The sequence below is a fragment of the Streptomyces sp. A18 genome (assembly GCF_059026065.1).
In genome coordinates this window covers 1-959 of the sequence record NZ_JBWLKL010000129.1, presented here as the reverse complement: position 1 = coordinate 959, position 959 = coordinate 1, and the positions used below count along the sequence as shown (strand labels likewise).

At 66.2% G+C, this 959-nt stretch carries 1 rRNA gene and 1 pseudogene; one reads left to right on the top strand and one right to left on the bottom strand.

Features of this window, described 5'->3' with window-relative positions:
• Positions 1-193: 193 nt before the first annotated feature.
• Positions 194-310, top strand: a 5S ribosomal RNA gene (gene rrf, locus AC5P1C_RS43795).
• Positions 311-429: 119 nt separating this feature from the next.
• Here the strand turns inward: rrf and AC5P1C_RS43790 are convergent.
• A pseudogene (locus AC5P1C_RS43790) lies at positions 430-959 on the bottom strand (hypothetical protein); the annotation flags it as partial.

The window sequence follows — 959 nt, the reverse complement described above, 5'->3', positions numbered from 1 at the left end:
GAAGCCCGGTAACGGGTGGAGGTGACTGGTACTAATAGGCCGAGGGCTTGTCCTCAGTTGCTCGCGTCCACTGTGTTAGTTCTGAAACAACGAACAGTTGTGTCGGCTGAACAGCTACACCACTTAATTGAAGAGTGTGCTTGTTCGCTGCCCTGTTTGAGATCCCGTTTTGCGGCGGGATATTTCATAGGGTTTCGGTGGTCATAGCGTGAGGGAAACGCCCGGTTACATTCCGAACCCGGAAGCTAAGCCTCAAAGCGCCGATGGTACTGCAGGGGGGACCCTGTGGGAGAGTAGGACGCCGCCGAACAATCTTTGGAGGACCCCTGGTCCCAGCGTCCACGCTGGGACCAGGGGTCCTTTTTGTTTTGTCGAAGCGCGCCGGCTACCCGGCTGCGCGAGAATGACTGCGGTACCGAAGACTAGGAGTCACCGATGTCCACCAACTCTCCCGACGAGCGACCGGAGCGCGAGCAGCGCGGCCGGGACGGTGGCGACCGGGGCGGGAACCGTGGCGGCGCACCGCGTCGCGACAACGACCGTAGTGGCGGTGGGCGTCCTCCGTTCCGCCGTGACGACCGCTCCACCTCCGGCGGCCCGCGCCGCGACGACCGCGATCGGGGTGCGCCCCGTCGCGACGACCGTGGCGGCGAGCGCGGTGGCTTCCGTCGCGATGACAACCGTGGTGGCGGCGGTGACCGTGGTGGTTTCCGGCGTGACGACAACCGTGGTGGCGGCGGTGACCGTGGTGGTTTCCGGCGTGACGACAACCGTGGTGGCGGCGGTGACCGTCTCCCGTTCCGTCGTGACGACCGCTCGACGTCCGGTGGCCCGCGTCGTGACGATCGGCGTGATGGTGACCGTCCTCCCTTCCGTCGCGATGACCGCTCGACCTCCGGTGCTCCGCGTCGCGATGACCGGCGTGACGACCGGGGCGGCGACCGTGGCGGCTTCCGTCG